We start from the raw sequence: 19,785 nt of genomic DNA, 5'->3' as shown, positions 1-19,785 counted from the left end.
GCTGGCGGAGCGCGGCGGCCTCTGGTGGTCGGAGGCCTGGGGCGTGCTGACTGGCGTGGGATGGGGGCATCTGCCTCGCAATCAGGAAGACCGGTGCAAGGCGGCGGTGCTCGCCATTTGCCAGAAGGAAGCGGCCAATGCCTGAGCAGAATACGGCGGCGCGGGCGTGATGATCTTTCGTCTGCCACACAATCCTCTTTGTTTCGAGATCCCCGACGAGTGGTGGGATTCGGCCGCGATGAATGAGTTTGCGTCGCCCCGGACAGCCTATCTGCCGAAGCCGGACGAGCACCGGCGGACAACAACGTTTCTGCCGCTGAGCACGATCCGGCCGCCAATCCGCGGCCTTGGCGCGCCGCTTGACTTCCGTGGGCTAGACCGGGCGCGGTTTGTAGATGTGCTGAAGGGCTTCGCCACCAATACACCGCTGCCGCCGATCGAAGTGTTAGCGATTCCCGAGGGGTGCGGGGGCAACAGTGGTGCTGCGTGGACCGTCTACAACGGCTACCACCGCTTCTATGCGTCCTGTGCAGCCGGATTCACCGAGATCCCGGCGATCGAGGTGGCTCAGTTTTAGCGGAGCGGCCCTTTGTACCTCTCCACTTGCGCTGGCGTCGGCGGAAGGTCATCTCGTCACAGTGGCGCGTCTCGTCCGTCTGCTGTTTCAGATGGGAGCTCGTGCCGTGAGCGAACATCAACCTGCCCGCTTCTAGCGGACATCGGTGGCGCGCGGCCTGGTGCCGCAGGCGCGACAGCGGAGCCGGGCGACCAGCTCGTAAAGCTTGGCGTGCGGGTCCTGCCCGGCGAACAGCTCGCGCGGCCGATGGCGCTCCGTCCGGCCGCAGGCGCAGACCAGCGTCAGCACGGCATCGGCGCAGTGCCACAGGGGCGAGACGGGCGAGGGGCTGCCGTCGAGTCGGTTCGTGCTGCTGGCCACCGGGCGTCATGCGTCGTCGGGGATGGGTGGCCATTTGCTGCGGTCCAGCGGAGGCGGCCAGATGCCCTGCGATCGCCAGTACCGGTCCGCACGGTCGCTCCATCGCCGGGCCGGCGCCCGCAGCCACTCGCCATGCCGGTGGGCCACGGCGCGGAGGATCCGGAAGATGTCGCGGCCGGCGACGGCGGGATCTCCGCCATGGGTGACGTAGGCCTCGATCGCGGCGGCGGAGCAATCCAGGTTGTCCAGGCCCTTGCCCTCCGCATTGCGGTAGGCGACCGCCACGGCCCGGACCATCTCGATCGGCCAGGTGCTGATCGGCATGACGTGGCTCTCGCCGGGGACCTCGCCAGGGGCGAGGGGGCCAGGCGGGGAGGGTGGGACAGGGCGATACCGGCTGCGGCGCATGACCGCACCCTGCCACCGTGAACAGGATGAGAACAAGCAGCTTGTGGCAAACGGTCGGCACAGCGCGGCACATGTGCCGCACCGCCAATGAGTGCTTCAGCTGAATCGTGAATTTCAGGAGCCGATTGCACCAAGATTGCCCCAAAGGGGCATTTTCTTAAGTGATTTCAATGGCGGGTGGTGCCCAGGAAAGGACTCGAACCTTCACGACCTTGCGGTCACTGGCACCTGAAGCCAGCGCGTCTACCAATTCCGCCACCTGGGCAAAGGGGCGTCTTCCGACGTGGGGCGGGATTTACGGGCGAGCCTCGGGGCCGTCAAGCGGGGGTCATGCGGTTTCTTGCAATGTCGTGTCGCTTGGTCTGGACCCTGCCGGCGGCGTATAGAAGGCCGGCATGGATATGGAGCGCGGGTGATGCAGGTGGGGCAGGATCGCAAGGTGGCGACGGTGTTCGGCGGCGCCGGCTTCATCGGACGCTATGTGGTGCAGCGCCTGGCGGCGCAGGGCTATGGCGTGCGGGTGGCCACGCGCCACCCGGCCGCGACGCGCTTCCTGACCACCCAGGGGCGGGTCGGGCAGATCGTGCCCTTGCAGGTTTCCGTCACCGACCCCGCGGCGCTGTCCCGTGCGGTACAGGGCGCGGATGTGGTCATCAATCTGGTCGGCATCTTGCACGGCGATTTCGACCGCATCCAGGGCGAGGCCCCCGGCCTGATCGCCGCCGCCGCCGCCAAGGCCGGCGTGCGCCGGATGGTGCATCTTTCCGCCATCGGGGCCGATGCCGGCAGCGAAAGCCGCTACGCCCGCAGCAAGGCGGCGGGGGAGGTGGGCGTGCGCGCGGCCTTCCCGAACGCGACCATCCTGCGCCCCTCCCTGGTCTTCGGGCCGGAGGACCAGTTCTTCAACCGCTTCGCCGGAATGGCACAGATGCTGCCCTTCATGCCGGTGGTCTCGGGCGACAGCCGCTTCCAGCCGGTCTTCGTCGGCGATGTGGCCGATGCGGTGATGGCCGCGCTGACCACGGATGCCGCGCTGGGCCAGACCTATGAGCTGGGCGGGCCGCGCGTGATGACGATGCGGGAGGTGCTGCGCTTCATCCTGGACACCACCCACCGCCATCGCCGCCTGGTCGATATGCCGATGGGGCTGATGCGGCTTCAGGCCTCGGTGCTGGAGAAGCTGCCCAACCCGGCCCTGACCCGCGACCAGCTTCTGTTGCTGGCCAAGGACAATGTGGTGGCCGAGGGCGCGCCAGGGCTGGCGGCGCTGGGGATCACGCCGAAATCGGTGGAAGCGGTGGTGCCTGCATATCTGCGCCGCTTCCGACCGGGCGGTGGCCGCCGCGACCTCGCGGCGGCATGAGGGCCGGATCGGACGTTTTTCTGTCCTGCCTCATCGACCCGCGATAGGGTGCGTTAAGAAAAACGCGAAAATGGGACAGTATTGCTGTCCTTATGGTGCAAAACGGACTCGCATCCGTTGCGATGCTGGTGTAGGAGGCTCTCCCCGCGCCGCCGCCGGACGGCGCGCGACCTCAGGAGCCTCGCCGCCATGGCCGATCGGATGCTGCAATTCGTGCGCCTCGACCAGCACCAGCCGGATAAGCGTCCGGCCACGGCGCGGCGCGAGGATTTCGCCGAGATCTACAAGGAATTCGACCCCTCGGCGGCCAAGGCCCAGTCCAGCCGTTGCAGTCAGTGCGGCGTGCCTTTCTGCCAGGTCCACTGCCCTCTGAACAACAATATCCCGGACTGGCTGAAGCTGACCGCGGAAGGCCGGCTGGAGGAAGCCTATGAGGTCTCCTCCGCCACCAACACCTTTCCGGAAATCTGCGGCCGCATCTGCCCTCAGGATCGTCTGTGCGAGGGCAACTGCGTCATCGAGAAGGATTTTGGCTCCGTCACCATCGGCTCGGTGGAGAAGTATATCACCGATACCGCCTGGGAGATGGGCTGGGTCAAGCCGCCGAAGCCGCGGCGGGAGCTGGCGCAAAGCGTCGGCATCATCGGCGCCGGGCCGGGCGGGCTGGCGGCGGCGGAACGGCTGCGTCTGCGCGGCTACCAGGTGCATGTCTATGACCGCTACGACCGCGTCGGCGGGCTGATGATCTACGGCATCCCCAACTTCAAGCTGGAGAAGGAGGTGGTGCTGCGGCGCTGGAAGCAGTTCGAGGAAGCCGGCATCCACTTCCACCTGAATGTCGCGGTGGGCAAGGACATCACGCTGGAGGAACTGCGCCTGAAGCACGACGCCGTGCTGATCGCGACCGGCGTCTACAAGGCCCGCGACATGAAGGCCCCCGGCATTGGGTTGGATGGCATTCTGCCGGCTCTGGACTACCTCACCGCCTCGAACCGCGCCGGGCTGGGAGAGGTCGTGCCGGGCATGATCAATGGCGCGATGAACGCCGCCGGCAAGCGGGTGGTCGTCATTGGCGGCGGCGATACGGCGATGGATTGCGTGCGCACGGCCGTGCGCCAGGGCGCAACTTCCGTCACCTGCCTCTATCGCCGCGACAAGGCGAATATGCCCGGCTCGATGCGGGAGGTGTACAACGCCGAGGAGGAAGGCGTGGTCTTCGAATGGCTCGGCGCGCCGGAAGCCTTCTTCGGCGAGGGCACCGTCACAGCCGTGCGGGCGCAGCGCATGCATCTCGGCCTGCCGGATGCGACCGGCCGCCAGCAGGTGCAGGCCATTCCGGGCAGCAGCTTCGACCTGCCAGCAGATATCGTCATCATGGCGCTGGGCTTCGATCCGGAGGACCTGCCCAAGGCCTTCGACGCGCCGGCGCTGCCGGTGACGAAATGGGGCACGCTGAAGGTGGACCATCGCACGATGATGACGGCGTTGCCGGGCGTCTTCGCGGCCGGCGACATCGTGCGCGGCGCATCCCTGGTGGTCTGGGCGATCCGCGATGGTCGCGACGCGGCCGAGACCATGCACCACTACATCGAGCAGAAGGCGAGCGTGCTCGCCGTGGCGGCGGAGTGACGACGATGGACAACTACGTCGAGAACTATCGGTCCCAGCACGCGCTGCTGTCTTCCGCGGCGCACGTCGATTTGACGGAGCACGATGCCTGCGGCGTCGGCCTGGTGGCCTCGCTGGATGGGCAGGCGCATCGCAAGGTGGTGCAGGCCGGCATCGATGCGCTGAAGGCGGTCTGGCACCGCGGCGCTGTGGATGCGGATGGCAAGACCGGCGACGGCGCCGGCATCCATATCGAGATTCCGCAGGACTTCTTCGCGGAAGTCGTGGAGCGCGGTGGCGACCGGCTGCGGCCGGGCCGCATCGCGGTGGGCATGGTGTTCCTGCCGAAGACCGATCTCGGGGCGCAGGAACGCTGCCGCCAGATCGTGGAGTCGGAAATCCTCGCCGCTGGCTACAGCATCTATTCCTGGCGACAGGTGCCGATCGATGTCGCCTGCATCGGCGAGAAGGCCAATGCGACGCGGCCGGAGATCGAGCAGATACTGCTGTGGAACCCCCGCGGCGTCGATGACGACAGCTACGAGCGCGACCTGTTCGTGATCCGCCGCAAGATCGAGAAGCAGGCGATCGCGGCGCAGATTCCGGAGCTGTACCTCTGCTCGCTCTCCTGCCGGTCCATCGTCTACAAGGGCATGTTCCTGGCGGAGAGCCTGACGGAATTCTACCCGGACCTGCTGGACGCCCGCTTCATCTCGCGCTTCGCGATCTATCACCAGCGCTATTCCACCAACACCTTCCCCACCTGGCGGTTGGCGCAGCCCTTCCGTATGCTTGCGCATAACGGCGAGATCAACACCGTCCACGGCAACATCAACTGGATGAAGTCGCATGAGACGCGGCTGGCCCATCCGCTGCTCGATGCGCATATGGACGACATCAAGCCGATCGTGCAGGCCGGTGGCTCGGACACCGCGACGCTGGACAATGTGTTCGAGCTGCTGGTGCGCGGCGGCCGCGACGCGCCCATGGCGAAGTCCATGCTGATCCCGGAAAGCCTGGGCAGCAACGCGACCATGCCGGACGCGCATCGCGAATTCTTCCTGTACTGCAACGCGGTGATGGAGCCCTGGGACGGGCCGGCGGCGATCGCGGCGACCGATGGCAAATGGGTGATCGGCGGGCTGGACCGCAACGGTCTGCGTCCGATGCGCTACACCATCACCACCGACAACATCCTGGTCACCGGCTCCGAGACCGGGATGGTCAAGATTGCCGAGGACCGCGTTCTGGCCAAGGGCCGCGTCGGCCCCGGCCAATGCGTCGGCGTCGATCTGTCCACCGGCCGCTTCTACGGCGACACGGAGCTGAAGGACGCGCTCTCCTCCCGCAAGCCCTTCGGCGACTGGACCAGCCGGACCACGCGCATCGACGGCATCGTCAAGGCCGGCGCCGATGAACATGCCGAGCTGACCGGAGAGGCGCTGCGCCGCCGCCAGCTCGCCATGGGCTATACGCTGGAGGAGCTGGAGACGATCTTGCATCCGTTGGTGGAGGAAGCGGCGGAAGCCATCGGCAGCATGGGCGACGACACGCCCATCGCCGTGCTCTCCAGCCAGTATCGCGGCCTGCACCACTATTTCCGGCAGAGCTTCAGCCAAGTCACCAACCCGCCGATCGACAGCCTGCGTGAGACGCGGGTGATGTCGCTGAAGACGCGCCTCGGCAATCTGGGCAATATCCTCGATGAGGACCCGACCCAGTGCGACATGTTGATGCTGGACAGCCCGGTGCTGTCCAACGCGGAATTCGCCGCCATGCGCGCCTATATGGGCGATACGGCCTGCGTGGTGGATTCCACCTTCCCGGTCGCCGCCGGCGAGCAGGGGCTGCGCGACGCCATCGAGCGCATCCGGCGTGAGGCGGAGGAAGGCGTGCGCAGCGGCTGCGCGCATGTGATCCTGACCGATGAGGGCCAGTGCGCCGAACGCGCCGCCATCCCGATGATCCTCGCGGTCGGCGGCGTGCACACGCATCTGGTCAAGAACTCGCTGCGCACCTTCACCAGTCTGAACGTCCGCAGCGCCGAATCCATCGACGTGCACTACATCGCCGTGCTGATCGGCGCGGGTGCCACGACGGTGAACGCCTATCTGGCGCAGGAGAGCATCGCGGACCGGCACCGCCGCGGGCTGTTCGAGGGGCTGTCGCTGAAGGATTGCGTCGCCCGCTACAAGAAGGCGGTCGATAAGGGGCTGCTGAAGGTGATGTCCAAGATGGGCATCTCCGTCATCTCCTCCTATCGCGGCGGCATGAACTTCGAGGCCATTGGCCTGTCCCGCGCGCTGGTCGCCGAATTCTTCCCGGGCATCGCCAGCCGCATTTCCGGCATCGGTCTGTCCGGCATCGCGCGGCGCGTGCTGGCGTTGCATGCCAAGGCCTGGGATGCGGATGCGGTGACGCTGCCGGTGGGCGGGCTCTACAAGCTGCGCAAGAGCGGCGAGAACCATGCCTTCGACGGTTCGCTGATCCACACTTTGCAGCGCGCGGTGGAAACGGACAGCTACCAGACCTTCAAGCGCTATTCGGAAGGCGTGCGCCGCCTGCCGCCGGTGGCGCTGCGCGACCTGCTGGATTTCCGGGCGGAGGGCCGCGTGGCCGTTTCGCTGGAGGAAGTCGAGAGCATCACGGAAATCCGCAAGCGCCTGGTCGCGCCCGGCATTTCACTCGGCGCGCTGAGCCCGGAGGCGCATGAGACGCTCTCCATCGCCATGAACCGCATCGGCGCACGCAGCGACAGCGGCGAGGGCGGCGAAGATCCGGTGCGCGCACGGCCGCGCCGCAATGGCGACAATGCGAATTCCGCCATCAAGCAGATCGCTTCGGGCCGCTTCGGCGTCACCGCCGAATACCTGAACAACTGCAAGGAAATCGAGATCAAGGTCGCGCAGGGCGCCAAGCCCGGTGAGGGCGGGCAGCTGCCCGGCTTCAAGGTGACGGAGCTGATCGCCAAGCTGCGGCATTCGACGCCGGGCGTGATGCTGATCTCGCCCCCGCCGCATCACGACATCTATTCGATCGAGGATCTGGCGCAGCTCATCTACGACCTGAAGCAGATCAACCCGGAGGCCACCGTCTGCGTGAAGCTGGTGGCGCGTAGCGGCATCGGCACCATCGCGGCCGGCGTGGCCAAGGCAAAGGCGGATGCGATCCTGGTCTCCGGCCATTCCGGCGGCACGGGCGCTTCGCCGGTGTCCTCCATTAAGCATGCGGGCCTGCCCTGGGAGATGGGGCTGACGGAGACGCATCAGGTGCTGATGCTGAACCGGCTGCGCCACCGGGTGAAGCTGCGCACCGATGGCGGCATCAAGACCGGCCGCGACGTGGTCATCGCCGCCATGCTCGGCGCCGAGGAATTCGGCATCGGCACGGCGAGCCTTGTGGCCATGGGCTGCATCATGGTCCGTCAGTGCCACAGCAACACCTGCCCCGTCGGCGTCTGCACGCAGGACGACGCCTTGCGCCAGAAGTTTGCGGGCACGCCGGAAAAGGTCATCAACCTGTTCAGCTTCGTGGCGGAGGAAGTCCGGGAAATCCTCGCCGGCCTCGGCTTCCGCAAGCTGACCGATGTGATCGGCCGCACGGACCTGCTGCGCCAGGTCAGCCGTGGCGCCGAGGACCTCGACGACCTCGACCTGAACCCGCTGCTGGTGAAGGCCGATGCGGGCAGCCATGCCGCCTATTGCACCATCGAGGGCCGCAATGAGGTGCCGGAGACGCTGGACGCCGACATGATCCGTGACGCCGCGGCGCTGTTCGAGCGTGGCGAGAAGATGCAGCTGGCCTACAACATCCGGAACACGCATCGCGCCATCGGCACGAAGATCAGCAGCAAGATCGTCCGCAAGTTCGGGATGGAGGGCTTGCAGCGCGGCCATCTTACGGTGCGTCTGCGCGGTTCCGCCGGCCAGTCGCTCGGCGCCTTCGCGGTGCGTGGCCTGAAGCTGGAAGTCTTCGGCGATGCCAATGACTATGTCGGCAAGGGCCTGTCGGGCGGCACCATCGTGGTGCGCCCGGCGCCGTCCTCCGGCCTCGTCTGGAACGAGAACACCATCATCGGCAACACCTGCCTCTATGGCGCGACCGGTGGCGCGCTCTTCGCGGCGGGGCAGGCCGGTGAACGCTTCGCGGTGCGCAATTCCGGCGCGCTGACCGTGGTGGAAGGCGCGGGCGCCAATGCCTGCGAATACATGACGGGCGGCACCGTGGTGATCCTCGGCCCGGTCGGCGACAATTTCGGCGCCGGATTCACCGGTGGCATGGCCTTCCTCTACGACGCTGACGGCGCCTTCGAACACCGCGTGAATCCGGAAACGCTGCGCTGGCGCCGCGTCGGTGCTTCCGCGCATTGGGAGGGTGTGCTGCGCGAGCATGTCGAACGGCATGTGGAGGAAACCGGCAGCCCCTTCGCCACGCGCCTGCTGAACGACTGGGCGACGGAGCGGCTGAACTTCTGGCATGTCGTGCCGAAGGACTATGCCCGCTACCTGCCCCAGCCGATGGAGGAAGCGCTGGCCGTCGCCGCGGAGTGACCTTCCGCGTCACGCGGCGCGCACTGCTGGCCCTGACCATTCCCGGCTGTGCCTCGGCGCAGCCGGGGCTGGTCACGCCACCGGCCGCGCCGGGCGGCGGGCTGCATGCCCGGGCGGCGGCCAAGGGCCTGGCTTTCGGCGCGGCGCTTGCCACGCGGCATATGGTCGAGCCCGACCTGATGGCGGCCTTCCGTGCCGATTGCGGCATGCTGGTCGCCGAGTATGAGATGAAATGGTCGGTGCTGGAGCCAGCGGCCGGCCAACGCCGGACCCGCCATGCCGACCAGCTGGTCGATTTCGCGCGGCGCAACCGCATGGCGCTGCGCGGCCATACCCTGCTCTGGCATGAAAGTGAGCCGGGCTGGCTCAGCAGCCTGGATGCGCGCGGCACGGCGGCGGCCATGGCGTCGCATATCGATGCCACCGTGCTGCGCTGGCGCGGCGCCATCGGCACCTGGGATGTGGTGAATGAGGCGGTGGCGCCGGAAGACGGTCGCCCGGATTTCCTGCGCCGCACCTGGCTGCTGAACCGGCTGGGGCCGGATTATCTGCCACGCGCCTTCCACATCGCCCGCGCCGCCGACCCCGAGGCGCGGCTCGCCTATAACGATTTCGGTATCGAGCATGCCAATGCCTGGTCGCGCCGCCGGCGGCTTGGCGTGCTGACCTTGCTGAGGGCGCTGCGCCAGGCCGGCGCGCCGGTGCAGGTGCTGGGGGTGCAGGCGCATCTTCAGGCGGGGCAGCCCTTCGAGGCCTCCGAATGGCGGGCCTTCCTGGCGGAGGTCGCGGCGCTGGGCCTGACCATCGAGATCACCGAACTCGACGTCAACTGCGCCGCGCTGCCCGCCGCCGCCGCGCGGCGCGATGCGGCCGCGGCCGATCTGGTGCGCCGCTTCCTGGATGCGACGCTGGCCGAGCCTGCCGTGCGCTGCGTCGTCACCTGGGGGCTGAGTGACCGGACCTCCTGGATCCAGCGAGGCCTTCTGCCGGAGCACCGGCGCCGGGACGAGGCCCGGCCGCGCCCGCTGCCCTATGACGAGGTGATGCGGCGCAAGCCGTTCTGGGCGGCCATCGCCGCGGCCTTCGATGCGGCGCCCTGGCGCGGCTGATCCCAGCCCGCCGCCCCCGCGGGTTGGCCCGCGCCGCGTCGCGTGTCATATGTTGGCGCGTCTCAAATATAGGCCCGCATGCGGATCCTTTTGCATCTCCCCTTGTCTCCCTTCGCCCGCAAGGTCCGACTCGCGCTGGCTGAGAAACGACTGCCTTTTGATCTTCGTATCGAAAGGGTCTGGGAACGGCGGGAGGAATTCATGGCGGTGAATCCCGCCGGAACCGTCCCCGTCTTGCAGGAGGCGAATGGTCTCTGGATCGCGGACTCCTACGCCATCTGCGAATATCTCGATGAGGCCTATCCGGACATTCCCCTGCTCGGCCGCACGCTGGGCGAAAGGGCAGAGGTCCGCCGGCTGGTCGCCTGGTTCGACCAGAAGTTCTACGCCGAGGTCACGCGCAACCTGGTGTTCGAGAAGCAGATGAAGCGGATGATCGGCCGCGGTAATCCGGACGCTACGGCGATCCGCGCCGGCTATGCCAATCTGAAGCCGCATCTGGAGTATATCGGCTGGCTCGCCGAAACCCGCGCCTGGCTGGCCGGGCCGCAGCTCGGCCTGGCCGATCTGGCGGCGGCGGCGCAGCTTTCCGCGCTGGATTATATCGGCGATGTGGATTGGAGCATCTCGGACGCCGCCAAGGACTGGTATGCGCGGGTGAAGTCCCGCCCCAGCTTCCGCCCGCTGCTGGCGGACCGCGTCACCGGGGTGACGCCGCCCGCGCATTACGACGACCTGGATTTCTGACCGGTAACTTGTACGTCCTTCGGAACGGTCCGTATATTGTAACGGATCGAGCCCCGGGGGTTGCCATGCGTCGCCTGTGCCTGTTGCCGCTGCTCGCGCTGCTGATGGCGCTGCGGGCCGCCGTGCCGGATGCCTCGGCGCAGGGGGTGCAGACCGTGCAGGGGTCGTTCACCCTGGGCGGCAAGGTGGTGGCGCTGCCAGCCGGGCCGTGGCGGGTCGTGTATCAGGGCACGGAGCCGAGCCGGACACGCGATCTCACCGTCCCCACCGCGTTGCATCGCGCGGTGCTGGTGCAGGAAGTGGCGGGCCGCGCGGCCGGCGTCATCCTGGCGACCGCTGCCGCCGATGTCGGCACCGCCTGGGACCCGCATGGCATCTGCACCCGCACCGATGCGCTGCGCCGGCATGTCGAACAGGCGGTGCGCGGCAGCCTGGATTGCCGCGGCCTGGTGAACCAGGGCTCCGGCGCTGGAACCACGACGCCGGCCTGGATGCGCAGCCTCTATACCCTGGGCGAGGATCGCCCGGGCTTCATCCCGCCGCGCTGGATCGTGGCCCAACTCCTGCTCAGCGAGGACATGCACCTGCTGCAGGTGGATTACCGCTTCTCCCCCGCCACCTATGCCACCGGCAGCGCCCGCACTGCCGCCAACTGGTATGACGGCGTACGGACCGCCGAGCAGACCGCCTTCCTGGATCGGCTGGAGGCCTTCACCCTCGCCGCGCGCACCGAACTGCGACGCGGCCTGTATGGCCGCAGCCCCACCGCGCCGCTGGCCGGGCCTTTCTGAAACTCAGCGCCGTGCCGGCCCGGCCTCACTGAGTGCCAGGTTCTGGGCGGCGAGGTCGGCCGCGGCGGAAAGCGGCGCCGCCTCGATCGCCTTTTCCCAATCCGCCCGCGCGCCGGCGGAATCCCCGCGCAACTGGCGGATGATGCCGCGTTCCAGAAGCCCCTCAGCGTTGTTGGATTCCAGCGTCAGGGCCTGTTCGATGTCGCGCGCGGCGAGCTCGACGCGGTCGAGGTGGCGATTGGCGGCGGCGCGGAACACCAGCGCCTCCGTCCGCGTTGCCTCCAGCACCAAAGCGCGGTCCAGGTCCTGGATCGCCTCGGCATAGCGGGACAGGCCGCCGAGGGTGACGGCGCGGTCCACCAGCAGGTCCACATCATCCGGCGTCAGGGTCAGCGCCATGGTGGCGGCGCCATAGGCCCGGTTCGGCTCGCCGGCCATCAGCCAGGCCTGTGTCGCCTGCGCGAAGACCGCCGCACGGGCGGGGCCGCTGGCCGTGGAGACGCTGGCCAGGGATTCCAGCCGCTGCGCGGCGGAGGCGGGCTCGCCCAGCGCCAGCAGGGCCAGCGCTGCGCATTGCCGCGCCCCTTCACCCCCGCCGGATGCGGACCAGTTCTCGGCCTGGCGGCGCGCGGCCTCCGGATCGGTGCGGAGCAGGCCCATGCAGTGATCGAATTCGGGTCCATCCGCGAGCCGCGCCGGCGGCTGCGGTGGAGTCGGCATGGGTTCTTCCGCGGTCATCGCGGTGCGGGGGGTGAGCGTCACCCAGCCGACCACACCCACCGCCGCGAGGGCGGCGGCGGCGAAGGCGCCGAGCAATACGGTACGGGTCTGGCGTCGCATGGCTTCCGATCCTACCCATGACCGCGGCACGACGCCAGTTGCACAGGGTTTCGGGGGATTTCACGACATGCGCATGGTGGTGGCGGGGCTGGGCTATTGCGGTGCGGCGATCGCGGCGGAGGCTTTGGCGGCCGGTTTCGCGGTGACCGGCACGGCGCGCGATCCAGCGCGGGTGGTGGCGCCGGCCGGGGTGGAACTGCGCCGCTTCGCGGAGGCGGGGCCAGCGATCGCCTCGGCAACCCATCTGGTGGTGACCGCCGCGCCGGGCGAGGCCGGCTGCCCGGTGCTGGCCGCGCATGCGGCGGCCATCGCCGCCGCGCCGGGCCTGCGCTGGATCGGCTACCTCTCCACCACCGGGATCTATGGCGACCGTGGCGGGGCGGAGGTGACCGAGGCGACCCCGCCGACTCCGGGCCAGCCCCGTTCGGTCGAGAGGCTAGCGGCGGAGGAGGCCTGGCGGCGGGCGGCGGGCGGCGCGGCCCTGGACCTGTTCCGGGTCGGCGGCATCTATGGCCCGGGGCGTTCGCCGCTGGAGGATCTGCGGCGCGGCACGGCGCGGCGGGTGGTGAAGCCGGGCCATGCCTTCAGCCGAATCCATCGCGACGACATCGCCCTGGCCGTCGTCACCGCCGCACGGCAGGCGGTCCAGGGTCCCCGGGTCCTGCATCTGGTGGATGACGAGCCCGCCGCCAATGCGGATGTGGTGGCGGAGGCGGCACGGCTGCTCGGCATGACGCCGCCCCCCGAAATCCCGTTTGAGGAGGCCGCCCGGGCGATGTCGCCCATGGCGCTGTCCTTCTGGGCGGAGAATCGGCGCGTGGCGAATGCCCAGACCAAGGCGGCGCTGCGCCTGGACTGGCGCTATCCGACCTATCGCGCCGGCTTGGCCGCGATCCTGGCCGGGGAGGGGGGCGGTTGAAAGGGGGCGACCCCCGCCTGCCGCGTCAATCTCGATCCGGCGCGCCCAGGGGAAAATAGCCGCGGAACGGGCGGCCGCCCTCGACGGCGCGCGCCACCGATGGCCGGGCCAGCAGGCGCGCGCGATAGGCGCGCAGGATGGGGAAGCCCTCCCCGATGCGGTGGGTCCAGTCGGCATAGAATAGCGAGGGTGCGGCTGCGCAGTCCGCCAGGGTGAAGTCCCCGCCGGCTGCCCAGGCCTTGCCTGCGAGATGGCCCTCCAGCCAGGCATAGGCGCGCTCCAGCCGTTCGGCCGCGATTGCGAGGCCCGCGGTGCTGTCCATCGGCAGTTTGCCCAGCTTGGCGTCCACCGCGACCTGCATCGCGTCCATCACATGAAGGTCGAAGAACCGGTCAAGGAAGCGCACCTCGAGCGCCCGCATCGGATCGGCGGGCAACAGCCGTGTCGCGCCTGGATACGCGATCTGCAGGTACTCGATGATGATGCTGGTTTCCGCCACCGCATGGTCGTCATCCAGCAGCAGCGGAAACTTGCGCAGCGGCCAGCGGCGCAGCCATTCCGCCCGGTGCTCCTGCGGCGCCTGCGGATCGAGGCTGTGGAAGGCGAAAGGGGTCGCATTCTCCCACAGGGCGATCAGAACCTTCTGCGTATAGGACGAGAAAGGGTGGCCATAGAGCGCCAAAGCCATCACGCACGCCTCCACATGGCGGCCAATTCAGGCCAGCAGGCTGTCCAGTGTCTCCGCCAGCAGCCGCAGGTCGTCCGGGCGGGACAGGCGGTGGTCGCCATCCTTGATGAGGTGCAGGCGCACATCCGGGCCCGTCAGCGCCTCCACCAGCCGTAGCGCGTGCTGCCAGGGCACGTCGGCGTCGGCCATGCCCTGCAAGATGCGAACCGGGCAGGGCAGGTCGAGCGGGCTGTCGAGCACGGCGCTTCGCCGTCCATCCTCGATCAGGGCGCGCGTGACGGGGGTGGGCTCGCCGTACTGGCTGGGCAGGTGGACCACGCCACGCTGCATCACCTCCGCGCGCTGCGCTTCGGAAAAGGCCGGCCACATCAGCAGTTGCGTAAAATCTGGCGCCGGCGCCAGGCCGATGAAGCCGGCGAGGCGGTCGCGCCGCTGGCGGGCCAGCAGCAGCCCGATCCAGCCGCCCATGGAGGAGCCGACCAGGATCTGCGGCCCTTCCGTCAGCGCGTCGAAGACCGCCAGCGCATCATCCGCCCATTGGCCGATGGTGCCATCCTCGAAGCGGCCGGCGCTTTCGCCATGGCCCGAATAGTCCAGCCGCAGGAAGGCCTGGCCGCGCGCGGCGCAATGGTCGCGGAGCGCCAGCGCCTTCGACCCCTGCATGTCGCTGCGATAGCCCGGAAGGAAGACCACGCCAGGCCCGCGCCCGGGCAGCCGTGCCCAGGCCAGGCGGTCATCCAGGCGCCCGGTTTCCTCCGTCACGCCAGGTAGCCCCGCTTCGCCAGGTTCGCCATCAGCGCGCCGATGCCGAAGGACCAGGGCGGGCAGGAATCGGTGCGGTCCACCTCATTGGCCAGGGCGCCGAGGCGCGGGGTGGAGATGCGCACAACATCGCCCGGGTGATGGGTGAAGCCCATGCCGGGCGCCCCACGATCCTTGCTCGGCGAAAAGGGCGTGCCGAGGAACAGCACGGCGCCATCCGGGTATTGGTGATGCGCGCCGATCATCTGCCCCACCACCTGCGTCGGGTCGCGGCTGATGGCGCCGATGCGGCCGGTCTCATGCAGCGCAAAGCCGTCACGCCCTGTGATGTCGAGCGTCAGCTCGGCCTGCCGGATATCCTCCAGCGTGAAATCCTCGTCGAACAGGCGGATCAGCGGGCCGAGGGCGCAGGCCGCGTTGTTGTCCTTGGCGCGGCCAAGCAGCAGGGCGCTGCGGCCCTCCACATCGCGCAGGTTCACATCATTGCCCAGCGTCGCGCCGACGATTTTGCCGGAGGCATTGACCACCATCACCGCTTCCGGCTCCGGGTTCGACCATTTGCTGCTGGGATGCACGCCGACCTTGGCGCCGGCCCCCACGGCTGAAAGCACGGGGCCCTTGGTAAAGATCTCGGCGTCCGGGCCGATGCCAACTTCCAGGTACTGGCTCCACCAGCCCTTCTCGACCAGGGAGGCCTTCACCCGCATCGCTTCCGGACTACCGGGGATCAGGTTCGCCAGGTCGTCGCCGATGATGCCGCGCACCTCGGCGCGGATCGCCTCCGCCTGGCTGGCATCGCCGCGGCAGCGTTCCTCGATCACACGCTCCAGCATCGAGCGCACATAGGTCACGCCGGCCGCCTTGATGACCTGAAGGTCGATCGGCGCCAGCAGCCAGGGGCGGGCAGGGTCATGCGCCGCGTGATGCGCATTGGCCAGCGCCGCCGGCAGGTCGACCGAGGCGGGCACGCCGCGCGCGGCGATGGCGGCGATGGGGTCCTCGCTGTTCAGCCAGGCGCTGGCGGTGGCGAAGGCCGGGGTCATGTCGAAGGCGGCACCCTGGCGCAGGGCGAGGACACTCGGCCCCTCCGGCGTCATCAGGCGCAGCGCGAAGGTCCCGGTGTCGAGGTCGGCGGGCAAGGCGGCGTGCTGGGTCATGATGCGCTGGAGTCTCCCCTGTTTCCGGTCTTCCCCGCAGTCTAGCCACCTGGGCCCCGCCTGCCAAAGCCACCGGGGCCACGTGACACGCGCAACAGACGACATGCGCGCGAAACCCGTTTCGTCCCCGGCGCGCCATCCTCGTGAAACCGTTGGGCGTCAGAACGCCCCTCCGCCCAGGATGGGCGTGAGACGAGGAACAGAGACGATGATGGACGCCGCCTTCGCGGCGCTGCTGGCCGGCCGGACCGGCCAGCGCTGGCGCCGCGACCCCGAACTGGCCAGGCTCGATGACCGCATGCGCCGTGACATCGGCCTGCCGCCGCGTGACCCGCCTGCGCTGCCGCTGCGCCGCCACGGCATCTGATCCCCTCCGATTTCACAGCAAATGAGTTCAAAACCATGCTGACCACCGATCGCTACGGCAATGTCCTGTCCACCACCAACCGCACCGCCATCGACCATCTGGATGAGGCGGCGGAGGCCATCCTCGGCTATCGCGACGATCCGCTGGCCTCCATCGACGCGGCCATCGCGGCGCAGCCGGATTTCGCCATGGCGCATGCCTTCCGCGCCGGGCTGATGGTCATGTCCAGCGAGGCCCCGGGCGCCGAGGAGGGGCTGCGCAGCGTCGCGCGGGGTGAGGCGCTGCGCCACGCCACGGAGCGGGAGCGTGCCCATCTGGCCGCGGCCCGGGCCTGGTGCGAGGGCGACATGGCGCTGGCCCAGTCCCGCTATGGCGCGCTGTCCGCCGCCTATCCGCGTGACCTCTCCGCCCAGCAATTCGCCCATGCCATCGACTTCTTCCTGGGCCACGCCGCCGGGCTGCGCGACCGCCCCACGGCGGCGCTGCGGGACTGGCGCGAGGGCGAGGCGGGCAGTTCCTGGCTGCTCGGCATGCAGGCCTTCGGCTTGGAGGAATGCGGCAGCTATGCCGCGGCTGAGCAGGCCGGCCGCATGGCGCTGGCGCTGAATCCTGCGGATGCCTGGGCCACGCATGCCGTCGCGCATGTGATGGAAATGCAGGGCCGCGATATCGAGGGCGTGGCCTTCCTGAAGGCGCGGGAGACCGAGTGGGCCGGCGCCGGGCTGCTCGCCGTGCACAATTGGTGGCACCTCGCGCTGTACCACCTGGAGCAGGGCGATGTCGGCGAGGTGTTGGCGATCTATGACCAGGCCGTGGCGCCCCGCCCGGGCCGGGTGGCGCTGGAACTGGTCGATGCCTCCGCCATGCTGTGGCGGCTGATGCTGCGCGGCGTGGCAACCGGTGCGCGCTTCGCCGAGGCCTCCGCGGCGTGGGAGGCGCTGGGCGGCGGGGGCTTCTATGCCTTCAACGACCTGCATGCGGTGATGGCGCATCTCGGCGCCGGTCGGACGGCTTTGGCGGGGGAGGTGATGGGCGCCATGCGCCATGCGGCGCGGGGGACGGGCACCAATGCCCGGCTGACGCGCGACGTCGGTCTGCCGCTGGCGGAGGGCTTTCACCACTTTGTCGCGGGCGACCATCGGCAGGCGGTGGAGGCCCTGCTGCCGGGAGCGGGTGAGGCGATCCGCCTTGGCGGGTCCAACGCACAGCGGGACGTGATCTGGCTGACGCTGCTGGAAGCCGCCCTGCGGGCAGGGGAGGCTGGGCTGGCGCGCGATCTGGCCGGGCGGCGGGTGGCGGCCAAGCCGGAGAGCGGCTTTGCCAGGGCGCAGATGGCACGCGCCGCCTGAGGCGGGCTTTTGGGGCCATCTGTTGGGGTAGTTAAACCAATCGGTTGACTCTTCGCGGGGCGGTTTCTATATTCAACTCCATGGTTGAATTAGAGCCTCCCCGCTTGGACGCCCCTCATCTGGACAGCGTCTTCCACGCCCTCGGCGACGCCACGCGCCGGCGCATGTTGCGCGAACTCGCGGCCGGCGCGCGCACGGTCGGCGAATTGGCAAAACCCTTCGCCATGTCGCTGGCCGCCGCTTCCAAGCACATCAAGGCGCTGGAACAGGCCGGGCTGATCCGCCGCGAGGTGCGCGGCCGCACCCATCTGTGCCGCCTCGACCCCGGTCCCCTCGCCAGCGCCCATCACTGGCTGGCCGTCTACGAGCCGTTCTGGACCGCGCGTCTCGACCTGCTCGAAGGGCTCCTGCGCGAGGAGGATGCGCGTGATGCTAACGGCCCCTCCGCGTAACCGCTCCGGGCCGCCCTCATACGCCGGGCGGAAACCTCTGGTTTCCTTGGCTTCGCGGCATAGCCGCGGCGGCCGTTCGGCCGCTCGACCGGTCGAGGGACCGGTCGCTGGTAGTACCCCGAAAGGAGATGACCCATGAACGACACAGCCCTGCTCGACTCTCACGGCGTGCTGGTGGAGCCCACCACGCTGCGCATCGAACGCCTGCTGCCGGGCCCGATCGAACGCATCTGGGCCTATCTGACCGACAGCGAATTGCGCCGCCGCTGGCTGGCTTCCGGCGAGATGGAACAGCGCCTCGGCGCCAGCACGGAGCTGGTCTGGCGCAACCAGGAGCTGAACGATCCGCCGACCCGGCGGCCGGAGGGCATGCCGGAGGAGCACCGCATGGTGGTGACCATCACGGAAATCGACCCACCGCACCGCCTCGGCATCACCTGGGGCGTCAGCGGCGGCGTGACCTTCACGCTGGAGCCGAGGGGGACGCAGGTGCTGCTGACCATCCTGCATCGCCGCGCGCCGGATCGGAACACGCTGCTGAATGTCAGCGCCGGCTGGCACGCGCATCTCGACATGCTGGCGGCGGATGTCACGGGCCAGGCGAAGCCGCCGCACTGGGACAATTGGGTACGCCTGCGCGCGGAATATGACGGGCGCTTCCCGGCCTGATCTTCACCTCGGCCCCCGGGGCGGTGCAGCATGGTGACGTGCACGCGCCGCCCCGTCGGCCAATTGAGGAGCCCATGCCATGAGCGGTACCGTGCCGGTCATCGACGTCTCCGCGCTGCGCGCGTTGGACCCTGTTCGACGCCACGCCGTGGCCGCCGAACTCGGCGCGGCCTGTCGCGGTGCGGGATTCTTCCTGGTGACCGGGCACGGCATTCCCGAATCCACCACCGCCGGGCTGTTCGGCGCCGCCCGGGCGCTGTTCGCGCTGCCTAATGCCGAGAAGCAGGCGATGTCCATCCGCCGCTCCCCGCATAATCGCGGCTATGTCGGCCTGTCGGAGGAACAGCTCGACCCGACGAAGCCGGCGGATCGGAAGGAGGCCTTCAATATCGGCCTCGACCTGGCCGCGGACGATCCGGAGGTGATCGCCCAAAAGCCCTTCCGGGGCGTGAACCTGTGGCCGGAGGGCGCGCCGGAACTGCGCACCGCCATCATGGCGCATTTCGACGCCGCCTGGGCACTCGGCCGGCTGCTGCATCGCGGCTTCGCGCTGGACCTCGGCATCGAGGAGGACTTCTTCGAGGACAAGCTCGACCGCCCGCTGGCGACGCTGCGCCTGCTGCACTACCCGGCCGGCGGCGGTGGGGATGCGGCGCTGGGGGCCGGGGAGCATACCGACTACGGCAATGTCACGGTTCTCGCCACCGATGGCGTGGCGGGGCTGGAGGTGAAGCGCCGCGGCGGTGGTTGGGAGGAGGTGCCGCAGGTGGCCGGCGCCTTCGTCTGCAACATCGGCGACTGCCTCATGCGCTGGACCAACGATGTCTATGTCTCCACGCCGCATCGGGTGCGGGCGCCGGCGGCGGAGCGCTATTCCGCCGCCTTCTTCCTCGACCCGAACCCGGACACGCTGGTGACGGTGCTGCCCGGCTGCACCGGGCCCGGCCAACCGGCGCGCTACCCGCCGGTGACCGGCGCCGATTATCTGCGCGAGAAGCTCGATGCGACCTATGCCCATCGGCGGGCACCGGCGGGCTGATGGACGCCTCGCGGCGGTGAGGGTAGGAAC

The 19,785-nt window shown here is 69.0% G+C and carries 19 protein-coding genes and 1 tRNA gene; 13 read left to right on the top strand and 7 right to left on the bottom strand.

The features are described from left to right. Positions 1 to 169: 169 nt before the first annotated feature. A complete protein-coding gene (locus ACVFYP_RS22150) occupies positions 170 to 577 on the top strand; it encodes a hypothetical protein (protein ID WP_499202383.1) in 408 nt (135 codons plus the stop codon). A 132-nt stretch (positions 578 to 709) separates the two neighbouring features. Here ACVFYP_RS22150 and ACVFYP_RS22145 read toward each other — a convergent pair whose 3' ends face one another. The 3 genes from ACVFYP_RS22145 to ACVFYP_RS22135 form a co-directional block, all read right to left on the bottom strand. Then, positions 710 to 937 (bottom strand): hypothetical protein, encoded by a 228-nt coding sequence (locus ACVFYP_RS22145; RefSeq protein ID WP_499202382.1) that lies wholly within the window; start codon positions 935 to 937, stop codon positions 710 to 712. Between the two features lie 6 nt (positions 938 to 943). Next, positions 944 to 1,261 (bottom strand): hypothetical protein, encoded by a 318-nt coding sequence (locus tag ACVFYP_RS22140; RefSeq protein ID WP_499202381.1) that lies wholly within the window; start codon positions 1,259 to 1,261, stop codon positions 944 to 946. A 262-nt stretch (positions 1,262 to 1,523) separates the two neighbouring features. Then, positions 1,524 to 1,610, bottom strand: a tRNA-Leu gene (locus tag ACVFYP_RS22135). A 150-nt stretch (positions 1,611 to 1,760) separates the two neighbouring features. On the opposite strand from ACVFYP_RS22135, the gene ACVFYP_RS22130 reads away from it, so the two are divergent. From ACVFYP_RS22130 to ACVFYP_RS22105, 6 genes are all read left to right on the top strand, one after another. Continuing rightward, positions 1,761 to 2,708, top strand: a complete 948-nt coding sequence (locus tag ACVFYP_RS22130; protein WP_499202380.1) for a complex I NDUFA9 subunit family protein — start codon at positions 1,761 to 1,763, stop codon at positions 2,706 to 2,708. Positions 2,709 to 2,897: 189 nt separating this feature from the next. Continuing rightward, positions 2,898 to 4,337, top strand: a complete 1,440-nt coding sequence (locus ACVFYP_RS22125; protein ID WP_499202379.1) for an NAD(P)-dependent oxidoreductase — start codon at positions 2,898 to 2,900, stop codon at positions 4,335 to 4,337. Positions 4,338 to 4,342: 5 nt separating this feature from the next. Then, the gene (gene gltB / locus ACVFYP_RS22120) at positions 4,343 to 8,866 is read left to right on the top strand and encodes a glutamate synthase large subunit (protein WP_499202378.1); all 4,524 of its coding nucleotides are present in this window, start codon (positions 4,343 to 4,345) and stop codon (positions 8,864 to 8,866) included. Further along, entirely contained in the window at positions 8,863 to 9,975 is a 1,113-nt protein-coding gene (locus ACVFYP_RS22115) for an endo-1,4-beta-xylanase (RefSeq protein WP_499202377.1), read from the top strand. The genes gltB and ACVFYP_RS22115 overlap by 4 nt, the downstream gene beginning before the upstream one ends. 78 nt (positions 9,976 to 10,053) lie before the next feature. After that, positions 10,054 to 10,722 carry an FtsZ-binding protein FzlA gene (gene fzlA / locus ACVFYP_RS22110; protein WP_499202376.1) on the top strand — a complete coding sequence of 223 codons (669 nt, stop codon included), beginning with the start codon at positions 10,054 to 10,056 and terminating at the stop codon, positions 10,720 to 10,722. Positions 10,723 to 10,787: 65 nt separating this feature from the next. After that, positions 10,788 to 11,513 (top strand): hypothetical protein, encoded by a 726-nt coding sequence (locus tag ACVFYP_RS22105; RefSeq protein WP_499202375.1) that lies wholly within the window; start codon positions 10,788 to 10,790, stop codon positions 11,511 to 11,513. Between the two features lie 3 nt (positions 11,514 to 11,516). Here the strand turns inward: ACVFYP_RS22105 and ACVFYP_RS22100 are convergent, their stop codons facing one another. Then, the gene (locus ACVFYP_RS22100) at positions 11,517 to 12,353 is read right to left on the bottom strand and encodes a tetratricopeptide repeat protein (protein ID WP_499202374.1); all 837 of its coding nucleotides are present in this window, start codon (positions 12,351 to 12,353) and stop codon (positions 11,517 to 11,519) included. On the opposite strand from ACVFYP_RS22100, the gene ACVFYP_RS22095 reads away from it, so the two are divergent. Continuing rightward, on the top strand, positions 12,352 to 13,272 hold the full coding sequence (locus tag ACVFYP_RS22095; protein ID WP_499202373.1) for a Rossmann-fold NAD(P)-binding domain-containing protein: 921 nt from the start codon (positions 12,352 to 12,354) through the stop codon (positions 13,270 to 13,272). The genes ACVFYP_RS22100 and ACVFYP_RS22095 overlap by 2 nt on opposite strands. Positions 13,273 to 13,297: 25 nt before the next feature. Here ACVFYP_RS22095 and ACVFYP_RS22090 read toward each other — a convergent pair whose 3' ends face one another. From ACVFYP_RS22090 to ACVFYP_RS22080, 3 genes are read right to left on the bottom strand one after another with little or no spacing between them, the layout of a single operon-like run. Continuing rightward, on the bottom strand, positions 13,298 to 13,960 hold the full coding sequence (locus tag ACVFYP_RS22090) for a glutathione S-transferase family protein (RefSeq protein ID WP_499202372.1): 663 nt from the start codon (positions 13,958 to 13,960) through the stop codon (positions 13,298 to 13,300). 27 nt (positions 13,961 to 13,987) lie between these two features. After that, positions 13,988 to 14,722 (bottom strand): alpha/beta hydrolase, encoded by a 735-nt coding sequence (locus ACVFYP_RS22085; RefSeq protein ID WP_499202371.1) that lies wholly within the window; start codon positions 14,720 to 14,722, stop codon positions 13,988 to 13,990. After that, positions 14,719 to 15,879: a fumarylacetoacetate hydrolase family protein gene (locus ACVFYP_RS22080; protein ID WP_499202370.1), complete on the bottom strand. Its 1,161-nt coding sequence runs from the start codon at positions 15,877 to 15,879 to the stop codon at positions 14,719 to 14,721. Before ACVFYP_RS22080 ends, ACVFYP_RS22085 begins: the two co-directional genes overlap by 4 nt. Positions 15,880 to 16,087: 208 nt before the next feature. Here ACVFYP_RS22080 and ACVFYP_RS22075 point away from each other — a divergent pair, with 208 nt between their 5' ends. From ACVFYP_RS22075 to ACVFYP_RS22055, 5 genes are all read left to right on the top strand, one after another. Further along, the gene (locus tag ACVFYP_RS22075; RefSeq protein WP_499202369.1) at positions 16,088 to 16,246 is read left to right on the top strand and encodes a hypothetical protein; all 159 of its coding nucleotides are present in this window, start codon (positions 16,088 to 16,090) and stop codon (positions 16,244 to 16,246) included. A gap of 35 nt (positions 16,247 to 16,281) precedes the next feature. Further along, on the top strand, positions 16,282 to 17,595 hold the full coding sequence (locus ACVFYP_RS22070) for a tetratricopeptide repeat protein (protein ID WP_499202368.1): 1,314 nt from the start codon (positions 16,282 to 16,284) through the stop codon (positions 17,593 to 17,595). Positions 17,596 to 17,699: 104 nt separating this feature from the next. Then, entirely contained in the window at positions 17,700 to 18,047 is a 348-nt protein-coding gene (locus ACVFYP_RS22065; RefSeq protein ID WP_499202367.1) for an ArsR/SmtB family transcription factor, read from the top strand. A 135-nt stretch (positions 18,048 to 18,182) separates the two neighbouring features. Beyond that, on the top strand, positions 18,183 to 18,716 hold the full coding sequence (locus tag ACVFYP_RS22060) for an SRPBCC family protein (RefSeq protein WP_499202366.1): 534 nt from the start codon (positions 18,183 to 18,185) through the stop codon (positions 18,714 to 18,716). Positions 18,717 to 18,795: 79 nt separating this feature from the next. After that, on the top strand, positions 18,796 to 19,755 hold the full coding sequence (locus ACVFYP_RS22055; protein ID WP_499202365.1) for an isopenicillin N synthase family dioxygenase: 960 nt from the start codon (positions 18,796 to 18,798) through the stop codon (positions 19,753 to 19,755). The last annotated feature ends 30 nt before the right edge of the window (positions 19,756 to 19,785 follow it).

It is taken from the genome of Roseomonas sp. F4 (genome assembly GCF_053891155.1).
Note: the sequence above shows the minus strand (reverse complement) of the source record. Positions and strands in the feature narration are given on the sequence as shown.

Bases quoted from the DNA above. Each gene is read 5' to 3' on its own strand.
- ACVFYP_RS22150 (WP_499202383.1), top strand. From the start codon at position 170: ATGATCTTTCGTCTGCCACACAATCCTCTTTGTTTCGAGATCCCCGAC.
- ACVFYP_RS22140 (WP_499202381.1), bottom strand. From the start codon at position 1,261: ATGCCGATCAGCACCTGGCCGATCGAGATGGTCCGGGCCGTGGCGGTC.
- ACVFYP_RS22130 (WP_499202380.1), top strand. From the start codon at position 1,761: ATGCAGGTGGGGCAGGATCGCAAGGTGGCGACGGTGTTCGGCGGCGCC.
- ACVFYP_RS22125 (WP_499202379.1), top strand. From the start codon at position 2,898: ATGGCCGATCGGATGCTGCAATTCGTGCGCCTCGACCAGCACCAGCCG.
- gltB (WP_499202378.1), top strand. From the start codon at position 4,343: ATGGACAACTACGTCGAGAACTATCGGTCCCAGCACGCGCTGCTGTCT.
- fzlA (WP_499202376.1), top strand. From the start codon at position 10,054: ATGCGGATCCTTTTGCATCTCCCCTTGTCTCCCTTCGCCCGCAAGGTC.
- ACVFYP_RS22105 (WP_499202375.1), top strand. From the start codon at position 10,788: ATGCGTCGCCTGTGCCTGTTGCCGCTGCTCGCGCTGCTGATGGCGCTG.
- ACVFYP_RS22095 (WP_499202373.1), top strand. From the start codon at position 12,352: ATGGCTTCCGATCCTACCCATGACCGCGGCACGACGCCAGTTGCACAG.
- ACVFYP_RS22100 (WP_499202374.1), bottom strand. From the start codon at position 12,353: ATGCGACGCCAGACCCGTACCGTATTGCTCGGCGCCTTCGCCGCCGCC.
- ACVFYP_RS22090 (WP_499202372.1), bottom strand. From the start codon at position 13,960: ATGGCTTTGGCGCTCTATGGCCACCCTTTCTCGTCCTATACGCAGAAG.
- ACVFYP_RS22080 (WP_499202370.1), bottom strand. From the start codon at position 15,879: ATGACCCAGCACGCCGCCTTGCCCGCCGACCTCGACACCGGGACCTTC.
- ACVFYP_RS22075 (WP_499202369.1), top strand. From the start codon at position 16,088: ATGATGGACGCCGCCTTCGCGGCGCTGCTGGCCGGCCGGACCGGCCAG.
- ACVFYP_RS22070 (WP_499202368.1), top strand. From the start codon at position 16,282: ATGCTGACCACCGATCGCTACGGCAATGTCCTGTCCACCACCAACCGC.
- ACVFYP_RS22060 (WP_499202366.1), top strand. From the start codon at position 18,183: ATGAACGACACAGCCCTGCTCGACTCTCACGGCGTGCTGGTGGAGCCC.
- ACVFYP_RS22055 (WP_499202365.1), top strand. From the start codon at position 18,796: ATGAGCGGTACCGTGCCGGTCATCGACGTCTCCGCGCTGCGCGCGTTG.